This is a genomic window from Nonomuraea sp. B5E05, from assembly GCF_039880665.1.
Classification (GTDB): domain Bacteria; phylum Actinomycetota; class Actinomycetes; order Streptosporangiales; family Streptosporangiaceae; genus Nonomuraea.
This window is the reverse complement of the sequence record NZ_JBDPMJ010000002.1, coordinates 651647-661250: the sequence shown is the minus strand read 5'-3', so window position 1 is coordinate 661250 and position 9604 is coordinate 651647. Positions and strand designations below refer to the sequence as shown.

9 protein-coding genes are annotated in these 9604 nt (G+C 70.7%); 5 read left to right on the top strand and 4 right to left on the bottom strand.

Annotation, left to right across the window (positions count from 1 at the left end; all coding sequences use genetic code 11):
* Window positions 1–144: 144 nt before the first annotated feature.
* Window positions 145–897 carry a MerR family transcriptional regulator gene (locus ABGB01_RS06390; RefSeq protein ID WP_347771226.1) on the bottom strand — a complete coding sequence of 251 codons (753 nt, stop codon included), beginning with the start codon at window positions 895–897 and terminating at the stop codon, window positions 145–147.
* A gap of 117 nt (window positions 898–1014) precedes the next feature.
* On the opposite strand from ABGB01_RS06390, the gene ABGB01_RS06385 reads away from it, so the two are divergent.
* A complete protein-coding gene (locus ABGB01_RS06385; protein ID WP_347771224.1) occupies window positions 1015–1482 on the top strand; it encodes a DNA starvation/stationary phase protection protein in 468 nt (155 codons plus the stop codon).
* Between the two features lie 165 nt (window positions 1483–1647).
* Entirely contained in the window at window positions 1648–2670 is a 1023-nt protein-coding gene (locus tag ABGB01_RS06380; RefSeq protein WP_347771222.1) for an alkaline phosphatase PhoX, read from the top strand.
* Window positions 2671–2763: 93 nt separating this feature from the next.
* Here the strand turns inward: ABGB01_RS06380 and ABGB01_RS06375 are convergent, their stop codons facing one another.
* Complete coding sequence (locus tag ABGB01_RS06375) at window positions 2764–3357, bottom strand: TetR/AcrR family transcriptional regulator (protein ID WP_347771220.1); 594 nt, start codon at window positions 3355–3357, stop codon at window positions 2764–2766.
* 125 nt (window positions 3358–3482) lie between these two features.
* On the opposite strand from ABGB01_RS06375, the gene ABGB01_RS06370 reads away from it, so the two are divergent.
* Window positions 3483–5657: an MMPL family transporter gene (locus tag ABGB01_RS06370; RefSeq protein ID WP_347771218.1), complete on the top strand. Its 2175-nt coding sequence runs from the start codon at window positions 3483–3485 to the stop codon at window positions 5655–5657.
* On the opposite strand, the gene ABGB01_RS06365 is transcribed toward ABGB01_RS06370, so the two are convergent.
* Window positions 5614–6474 (bottom strand): helix-turn-helix domain-containing GNAT family N-acetyltransferase, encoded by an 861-nt coding sequence (locus ABGB01_RS06365; protein WP_347771216.1) that lies wholly within the window; start codon window positions 6472–6474, stop codon window positions 5614–5616. The two genes, ABGB01_RS06370 and ABGB01_RS06365, sit on opposite strands and share 44 nt — an antisense overlap.
* A gap of 94 nt (window positions 6475–6568) precedes the next feature.
* Between ABGB01_RS06365 and ABGB01_RS06360 the strand changes: the two genes are divergently transcribed.
* Both ABGB01_RS06360 and ABGB01_RS06355 read left to right on the top strand, forming a co-directional pair.
* The gene (locus tag ABGB01_RS06360) at window positions 6569–7471 is read left to right on the top strand and encodes a beta-propeller fold lactonase family protein (RefSeq protein WP_347771214.1); all 903 of its coding nucleotides are present in this window, start codon (window positions 6569–6571) and stop codon (window positions 7469–7471) included.
* 146 nt (window positions 7472–7617) lie between these two features.
* Window positions 7618–8643 carry a 6-phosphofructokinase gene (locus ABGB01_RS06355; RefSeq protein WP_347771212.1) on the top strand — a complete coding sequence of 342 codons (1026 nt, stop codon included), beginning with the start codon at window positions 7618–7620 and terminating at the stop codon, window positions 8641–8643.
* Window positions 8644–8780: 137 nt separating this feature from the next.
* Here the strand turns inward: ABGB01_RS06355 and ABGB01_RS06350 are convergent, their stop codons facing one another.
* The gene (locus ABGB01_RS06350) at window positions 8781–9596 is read right to left on the bottom strand and encodes an MHYT domain-containing protein (protein ID WP_347771210.1); all 816 of its coding nucleotides are present in this window, start codon (window positions 9594–9596) and stop codon (window positions 8781–8783) included.
* Between the last annotated feature and the right edge of the window lie 8 nt (window positions 9597–9604).

Here is a 9604-nt window from a genome sequence, read left to right as displayed (position 1 = left end):
CGGGAACGTCGCGAGCGGGCTGGGGACGCAGAGACATGACGGAACTCCTCCATGTTCTCGCGGCCCGGTGTTCCCAGCCTCCCTCCCGAACTGGGGATCATCAACCGGAATCGGCCAACAGAGTCGTTTACGAGGGGGAGGATGTCAAATCAGTTGCCTCTCTTCGAGCACCGCGAGCAGCGGCCCGGCCGCGGCCAGCACCGCCTGTACGTCCTCATCGGCCGGCGCCCGGCCGGCGTCCAGCACCAGCCGCACCCCGTCGCCCAACACGACCCCTGCCACCAGGGCACCCGCGTGGCGCCCGGTCGTCCCCGCACGCCCCGGAGCCCGGTCGTCGCCCCCGGTCGTCCCGGAGCGGCCGGTGTCACCGGCGTTCCCCGGCGTCCCGGCGGGGAACCGGGCCGCGTCACCGGCTACGCCCGCGGCCTCGGGGCCGGGCCCGGGGCCGCGGGCCGGCGTCTCCGTGTCCCGTGCGGCTCCCGTACCCGGGTGCTCGGCCCAGAACCGTCCGCGTGCCCGGTCGTCCGGTGTCCCGTCGCCGAGCCCGGCGGTGTCCCCGAGTGCGGCGCTGGTGTCGAGCGCGGCGGTCGTCTCCAGCATCCGGTCCGTCGCGCCCGCAAGGGCGGCCTGGATCTCGGCGATCGACCGGCCCGCCGCCTGCAGCCGTTTGACGGCCACGATCTGGAGCAGGTGGCGCCGTCCGTACCGGGCGATCCTGCCGCGCCTGGTGAGGGGCGGGTCCACGAGGCCGATCGTCGTATACCACCTGATCAGCCGCTCCCCGGGCACGTCGCGGACCCGGCCGTTGACCCTGCCGTTCTCGGACGGCGCCGCGCCGTCGCGCAGCGCTCGCGCCGCGCGCTCGGCCAGCTCGCCGATGGTCCAGGTGTCGCTCATACCCTCACAATGACACTGTCACTATTGCACTGTCAATGTCATGGCGCCTCGGAAGAACGCAGGCCTGAGAGTCGTTATCAAAAGGGACAGTCCGACCGAATAGGGAGGAATGACGACATGGCCACGATCACCGGTCCACTTTCGGGTGATGCCAGGAACACCGTCGCGGAAGCCCTGCAGGGCGCTCTGGTCGATCTGATCGACCTTTCGCTGGTCGCCAAACAGGCCCACTGGAACCTCGTCGGCGCGCACTTCCGCCCGATCCACCGGCAGCTCGACAAGGTCACCGACCTGGCCAGGAAGCACATGGACCTCATCGCCGAGCGCAGCGTCGCCCTCGGGATCAACCCGGACGGCCGTTCCGCCACGATCGCCAGGAACACGAAGCTCCCTCAGCCGGACGGCGGCTGGCTGGAGGACGGCAAGGTCGTGGCGACGATCACCGAGACGCTCGACGGCATCAGCAAGCGGATGTACGAGCGCATCCGGGTCACCGACGAGCCCGACCCCGTCACCCAGGACCTGCTCATCGCTGTGACGCAGGACATCGACAAGCAGCACTGGATGTTCCAGGCCCAGCGCTGACCGACCCCGAGGAGTCCGGGATCCGCAGGCGGAGCACCCGGGCTCTTCGTCTGCCGCATGATCGAATTCTGGAGCTGTGAGGTTTGCGCAGAGTTTGATCTGACGAGTCTCTGCCATTCATGTCCGTGCGGTCGACTAGCGTGGCACCTAGAGGGAGGCCCCACGATGTCCCACAAGACGCTCCTCCGCACGGGCCCGCTCTTGCAGGGCGGCCCCAGCCCGTACGGCCCGCTCCGCCTGCCGGGCGAGCACGGCCTCGCCCTGCCCTCTGGGTTCCGTGGCAGGGAGGTGGCCAGCTCCGGGCGCAAGGTGGCCGGGCTGACCTGGCACGCGGCCCCCGACGGTGGCGCCTGCTTCCCCGACGGCGAGGGCTGGATCTACGTGTCCAACTCCGAGTTGCCGCTGCTCGGCGGCGCGTCGGCGCTGCGCTTCCGCGCCGACGGCAGCGTGGCCGACGCCTACCGCATCCTGTCGGGCACCGATCTCAACTGCGCGGGCGGCGCCACACCGTGGCACACCTGGTTGTCGTGCGAGCTCGGCCACCGCGGCCGCGTCTTCGAATGCGATCCGTACGGCTCGCGCGCCGCCCGCCCCCGGCTGGCCATGGGCCGTTTCAAGCACGAGGCCGCCGCCTGCGACCCGCAGCGGCGCGTGGTCTACATGACCGAGGACGAGCCCGACGGCTGCTTCTACCGGTTCATACCCGGCGACTGGGGCGACCTGACGGAGGGCACGCTGGAGGTCCTCTGCGCCTCGGGCCGCTGGGAGGCGGTGCCCTCGCCGGCGGCGCTCTTCCAGGAGGCCCGCCACCAGGTCGAGGACGCCCGCCACTTCGACGGCGGTGACGGCTGCCACTACGCCGGCGGGGTGTGCTATTTCACCACCAAGGGCGACTCGGGCCTGTGGGCCTACGACGCGCAGACCTCGACGCTCGACCGGTTGTGCTCGGGCGTGCGCGCCATCACGGCGGCGCCCTCGGGCGACCTCTACGTGGCCAGGGAGACCACGCAGATCGACGTCATCGCCCCCGACCGGGCGGTCACGCCGTTCCTGCGGCTGGAGGAGCACGACGGCGCCGAGCTGACAGGGCTGGCGTTCTCCCCGGACGGCGAACGGCTCTACTTCTCGGCGCGGCGGGGCCGCACCGAGGGCCACACGTTCGAGGTGACGGGCCGCTTCCGCGCCTGAGCCTTCCCCCGCCTGGGCTTCCTGGGCCTGAGCGTCCCGGGCCTGATCTCCCGCGCCCGATCTTCCCGGCGAGCCGGTCCGGTACCCTGCCGGTCAGCTCAGATAGCGCACGAGCGCGAACTTCAGCTCGTCCACCAGCTCCGCGCCGCGCTCGGGCGACGCCGAAGTGATCATTGGCATCACCGCCTTCACCATGGCCAGCGCCATGCTGCCCATGAGCAGGGCGCGTTCCTCCGAAAGGCCGGGTGAACGGCGGCGGAGCATGGAGCCGATGTGCCGGGCGATGTCGTCGTGCAGCCGTCCGGCCGCCTCGGCCAGGCGATCGCCCGTCGCCGTCCCGTACAACAACGACCAGTACGCCGGCGAGCTGCTCTTGAACCGCACGCTCTCGTCCACCAACTGCCCGACCAGCACGTCCAGAGGAACATCGGGCGTGACGGCGGCCAGCCGCCCGGCCCAGAACTCCTGACGGTCGTCGGTGTAGCGGGTCACCAGCCCGTCCAGGATCTCCTCCTTGTTGCGGAAGAACTGGTACAGCGACCCGGGTGACATCCCCGCCCGCGCGGCGACCTGGTTCGTGGTCAGCTCGGGATAGCCCACCTCGGCGATGACCTGTTCGGCTGCGTCGAGGATCTCCGCCATGCGCTTCAGTCCGCGCGCCTGCCGGCGGACCGTGCGTTCAGCCATACGTCTCCTCATTGACAATTGCGAGCTTTTACTTGTATTTCTGGTCCGGACAGTAAACACGAGTAGTTTACCGAGTTTCGAGGAGACATCATGAGTACCCTGAGGGCGCCCGCCGAGGTGCCGGCATGGCGGTGAACACGCGGCCCCGGGCCGCCCGGGCGAGCGTCGCGGACCCGGCGCTGCGCAGGCTCGGGTTCCTCCTCGTCCGGCGCCGCCGGCTCGTGCTCGCGCTCGCTCTGGTCGTGTCCGTCGTCGCCGCGGTGCTCGCGGCGGGCGCGGTGCCGCAGCTGTCCCTGTCCAGGTTCGAGGCGCCGGGATCGGAGTCCGACCGCGCCCAGAGCGAGCTGGCCGCACGGTTCGGCACGGGCAGCCCTGACATGATCTTCCTGGTGACCGCCAGGAGCGGCACCGTGGACGACCCCGCCGTCGTCGCGGCGGGCAGGGAGCTGACCGCCCGGATCGGGCGCGAGGAGGGCGTCGCCGAGGCCGCCTCCTACTGGACCCGAGACCGGCCCGCCACCCTGCGCAGCGGCGACGGCAGGCACGCGCTGATCGTGGTGCGCATCCCGGGTGACGCCGACCATGTGCGGGCCGGGGTCCTGCCCCGGCTCGTGCCCGAGATCACCAAGGGCGGCGATCTGCTCCAGGTGCGGGCCGGGGGAGGTGAGGAGGTGTTCAGGGAGACGGTGCCGCTGGCCAGGCAGGACTTCGTCCGCGCCGAGCTGGTGATCTTCCCGCTGGCGTTCGTGCTGCTCTGGTTCTACCAGCGGCGCGTGGTGGCGGCCGTGGTGCCGATCCTGGCCGGGGTGTTCGCCATGGTGGTGGGACTGGCGCTCCTCGCCGGCGCCCTGCTGTTCGCCGAGATCTCGACGTTCGCCCTGAACCTGACCCTGGCCATGGGACTCGGCCTCGGCATCGACTACTGCCTGTTCGTGATCCAGCGGTTCCGCGAGGAGACGCGGCGCGGCGCCGACCGGGCGAGCGCGGTCGCCGGCGCCGTGGAGCACGCCGGCAGGACGGTGCTGTTCAGCGGCCTCACCGTGGCCACATCCCTGGCGGTGCTGCTCGCGCTGCCGTTCGACTTCCTGCGCTCCTTCGCGTACGCGGGCGTCGCCGTCGTGATCGGCGGCCTGGTCGCGGCGGTGCTGGTGCTGCCCGCCGTGCTCGCCACGGCCGGCGGCACGATGCTCCCCAAGCGGGAAGGGCCAGAGCGCGCGGCGGGGTTCTGGCACGCGCTGGCCCTGCGGGTGATGCGCCGGCCGCTGCTGTCCGGCGGGCTGGCCATGGTGGTGCTGCTGGTGCTGGCCTCGCCGTTCCTCGGGCTGCGCTTCGGCGTGGCCGACGATCGCATCCTGCCGCCCGAGGCATCCTCGCGGCAGACCCAGGATGTCATCCGCCGGTCCTTCCCGGCGGAGGAGACGGACGCCATCCAGATCATCTCGAAAAGTACGGCGTCGGGCGATATTTCGGCGTATGCCGCGAGTTTGTCCCGGATCCCTGGCGTCGCCCAGGTCGACTCGGCGGCGGGCTCCTACGCCGCGGGCGGCCGGGTGGGCGACGGCGACCCCGCCAGGTTCGCCGGGCAGGGGACGTGGTTGTCCGTGGTCCCGTCGGCGCAGGCGCTGGCCGGCGACCCCGTCCGCGTCGTCGAGGCCGTACGTTCCGTCGAGCCGCCGTTCGAGGTGCTGCTCGGCGGCTATCCCGCCGAGCTGGCCGACTACCGGGACTCCGTGGTGGACCGGCTGCCGCTCGTCCTCGCCCTCATGCTGGGCATGACCCTTCTCGTGTTGTTCCTCATGACCAGGAGCGTGATCATTCCCGTCAAGGCGACCCTCATGAACGTGCTCAGCCTCGGCGTCATGTTCGGAACCCTGGTCTACATCTTCCAGGAGGGCAACCTGTCGGGCCTGCTCGGCTTCACCCCCACCGGCACGCTCGACGCGAGCATCCCCATCCTCATGCTCTGCGTCGCCTACGGCCTGTCCATGGATTACGAGGTGTTCCTCTTGTCGCGCATCAAGGAGGAGTACGACAGGACGGGCGACACCGAGCGTGCCGTGGCCACGGGCCTGCAGCGGAGCGCCCCGTTGATCACGGCGGCCGGCGGGATCCTGGCGCTGACGTTCGCCGCCTACGCCACCGCGCAGGTGTCGTTCGTGCAGATGCTGGGCGTCGGCATGGCGGTGGCCGTGCTGGTGGACGCGACGGTGATCAGGGCGGTGCTGGTGCCGAGCCTGATGCGCCTGGCGGGGCCGCTCAACTGGTGGCCCGCAGGTCGCACGACCACATCTGGTCGGTGACCTCGACGCCGTTCTCCGTGCCCTTCTCCTCCGACTCCAGCTCGAACCCGGCCGCCCGGTAGATGTGCCGCGCGCTCACCAGGCAGTCGCGCGTCCACAGAACGACGCGCTCGCAGCCCTCCGCCCGCGCGTGCCGCAGGCACTCCTCCACGAGCCGCCGCCCGATGCCCATGCCGCGGGCGGACGGCTCGACCAGCAACATCCGCAGCTTGGCCGTGGCGGCGTCCTGCCGGACGAAGAACACGCACCCGGCCCGCTCCCCGCCCACCTCGGCGATCCACCCGGCGTCGCGGGAGAAGTCGAGCCCGCCGACGATCCTGGCGACCAGCTGCTCGAAGCCGGTGCCCCAGCCGTATTCGGCGCTGTAGAGGGCGCCGTGGCGGTGGACGACCCAGCCCAGGTCGCCGGGGCGCGGGGGCCTGATCACGTACGGCTGCCGCTCCCCGGGCGGGCCGAGCAGCCTCCTGATCGTCGCCATGCCGGTGACCAGCCGCTCCTGGTCCGGCTCGGGCAGCGTGGACAGCAGGCGCTCGACCTCCTCGGCCGAGCGCCTGTCGAGCTTGGAGAAGACCTCCGAGCCTGCGGGCGTGAGGCGTACGAGCTGCTTGCGCGCGTCGGAGGCGGAGCGTTCGCGCGCGATCAGCCCGTCGCCCTCGAAGCGGGCCAGCATCCTGCTGAGGTAGCCCGCGTCCAGGTCGAGCAGCCCGCGCAGCTCGCCGGTCTCCATCCGCTCGGTGTGCGCCAGCTCGAACAGCACCCGCACCTCGGTCAGGGAGTACGGCGAGTCGAGCATCCCTGCCTGGAGCGCGCCGATCACCTTCGTATAGAACCTGTTGAAGGCTCTTACCTCAGAAACTCTTGCTTCTGGCAACGAACTCATTGCCATAGTCAACCACAGGAGGATTCCCACTGTGAAGCACGTGTACATAGGCGGATACGGCCCGGGCATCGTGACGGTCGGCGGCGGCCTGGCCCGGGTGGCGGCCCCGTCGTTCCTGGCCGCCCATCCCACCCTGCCGGTGCTGTACGCGGTGGGAGAGCTCGAACGCGGCTGGCTCACCGCGTACACGGTGGGGGAGGAGGGCCTCAGTCCGCTCGACGAACGGCCGAGCGAGGGCGACAGCCCCTGCCACGTCGCCGTGGATCCCACGGGCAGGTTCCTGGCGGCGGCCAACTACGGCGACGGCACGGCCGTCGTCTACCACCTCGACTCCAGGGGCGCGTTCGAGGGCGAGCCGATCGTGCTGCGGCACGAGGGCTCGGGCCCCGACCCGGATCGCCAGGCGGGCCCGCACGCCCACGAGGCCGTCTTCCACGACGGCCTCCTGCACGTCTCCGACCTCGGCACCGACGAGATCCGCCGCTACCGCACTGACGGCACGCCGCTGGAGCCGATCACGATGGGGCCGGGCACCGGTCCGCGTCACTTCGCCTTCTCGGGCTCACGCCTGTACGTCGCGGGCGAACTCGGCGGCACCGTCACCCTCGTCGAGGGCGAGCGGCGCACGGCCGTGCCCGCCTCCGGCCAGGCGGGCGAGAACGCCCCCTCGCACCTGGAGCTCGCCGGCGGCCTGGTCTACGTCGCCAACCGCGGCCCCAACACGATCTCGGTGTTGCGGGACGACCTGTCGGTGGTGGCCGAGGTGCCGTCGGGCGGCGACTGGCCGCGGCACTTCGCCATCGACGGCGACCGCATGTACGTGGCCAACCAGCGCTCCGGCACCGTGAACGTCTTCGCGCTGAAGGACGGCATCCCCGAGCCGACCGGGCAGGCGTACGAGGTGGAGAGCCCGGCCTGCGTGCTGGTCACGTAAGGTGTGCGTCATATTGGGCAGGTGGACCTGGCGTTTGGTCTAGACCACTGCCCGCGCGGACCGGCAGAATGCGGTCTGAACACGGTCTGAACATGTGATTCTGACCATGCGATTCTGGACGTGAACCCCATCGGGAGGAACCCGCCATGCGTATTGGAGTGCTCACCGGGGGCGGCGACTGCCCCGGCCTGAACGCCGTGATCCGGGCAGTGGTCCGCAAGGGGGTGAGCGTGTACGGCCACGAGTTCGTCGGCTTCCGTGACGGCTGGCGCGGCCCGCTCGAAGGCGACACGATGCCGCTCGACATCCAGGCCGTCCGCGGCATCCTGCCGCGCGGAGGGACCATTCTCGGCTCCTCGCGCACCAACCCGATCAAGATCGAGGGCGGCGTCGACCGGATCAAGGACAACCTCGCCTCGACCGGCGTCGACGCGCTGATCGCCATCGGCGGCGAGGACACCCTGGGCGTCGCCAAGCAACTCTACGACCGCGAGGTCAAGGTCGTGGGAGTGCCCAAGACGATCGACAACGACCTGTCGGGCACCGACTACACCTTCGGCTTCGACACCGCCGTCAACATCGCGACGGAGGCCATCGACCGCCTCCACACCACCGCCGAGTCCCACCACAGGGCGCTCATCTGCGAGGTCATGGGCCGGCACGCCGGCTGGATCGCCCTGCACGCGGGCATGGCCGGCGGCGCGAACGTCATCCTCATCCCGGAGAAGCCGTTCGACATCGACCGGGTCTGCGAATACGTCGAGTCGCGGTTCCGCACCCGCTACTCGCCGATCATCGTCGTCGCCGAGGGCGCCCACCCCGTCGAGGGCCAGATGGAGCTGCAGGCGGGCGAGCTCGACGCGTTCGGCCACGTCCGGCTGGGCGGCATCGGCGAGGTGCTGGCCAAGGAGATCGAGAAGCGCACCGGCAAGGAGGCCCGCACGACGGTGCTCGGCCACATCCAGCGCGGTGGCACCCCGACGGCCTACGACCGGGTGCTGGCCACCAGGTTCGGGCTGCAGGCCATCGACGCGGCCCACGAGGGCGACTACGGCAAGATGGTCGCGCTGCGCGGCACCGACATCGTCCGCGTCGGGCTCGACGAGGCCACGGCGGAGCTGAAGACCGTGCCCGTCTCGCGCTACGCCGAGGCGGAGGTGTTCTTCGGCTGACTGTAAGCGGGCTGCAAGCGGGCGGCCTTAGCTTCTGCATCAGCGGGGTTACCGCTACAACCCCCTAAGGGGTACGGCTTGCGCCGCAGCGAGTTGGCGGCCCACCTGTGCGACGCAGGCCGTACCCATGACATAGATCATCGGCGGGGCGTGCCGGAGAGATTCGTCTCCGGCACGCCCTCGTCGTGCGCGCGCAGCCGTTCCCGGTACGCGGCCTCGTTGCGCAGCTCCTTCTCCGACGGCGACAGCAGGGCGGCGAGCAGCAGGCCGACGGTGATCACGCTGGTGCCGACGATCAGCGGCAGCAGGAAGTCGACGCCCTGGGCGCCGGGCACGGCCCCCACCTCGTGGTGCGGCGTCACCGACATGGAGTACATCCCGGTGTAGTGCATGCCCGCGACGGCCACGCCCATGACGAGCGCCGCGGCGCCGATCTTGAGCGCGCCGCTGACCCGTACGGTGAACCAGAGCGCCACCGTGGCCGCCGCGATCGCGATCAGCACCGAGACCGAGACGATTGCCGGGTCATAGGAGACATGCGCTGACATGTTCATCGCGGCCATGCCGAGATAGTGCATGCTCGCCACGCCGGCTCCGGTCACCAGACCGCCGCCGAGCAGGGCGCTCAGGCGATCGGCGCCGTACGAGGCGAGGAACAACCCAACCCCCACGACCACGACCGCGATGAGCGCTGAGGCGACCGTGAGCGGCACGTCGTAGCGGATGGTCATGCCGGGGACGGAGAAGCCGAGCATGGCGATGAAGTGCATCGTCCAGATGCCCGTGCCGCCGATGGCGAGGGCGGCCCCCACCAGCCAGAACACGCCGGCGCGCCCGCCGACCACACGGGCCCGTGAGGTCAGGAGCAGGCCCAGCATCGAGCCCAAGCTGGAGACGACGTAGGCGGCGACGGGCGTCACGAGCCCGAAGGAGAAATGATCGACCGGCGACATACCCACCC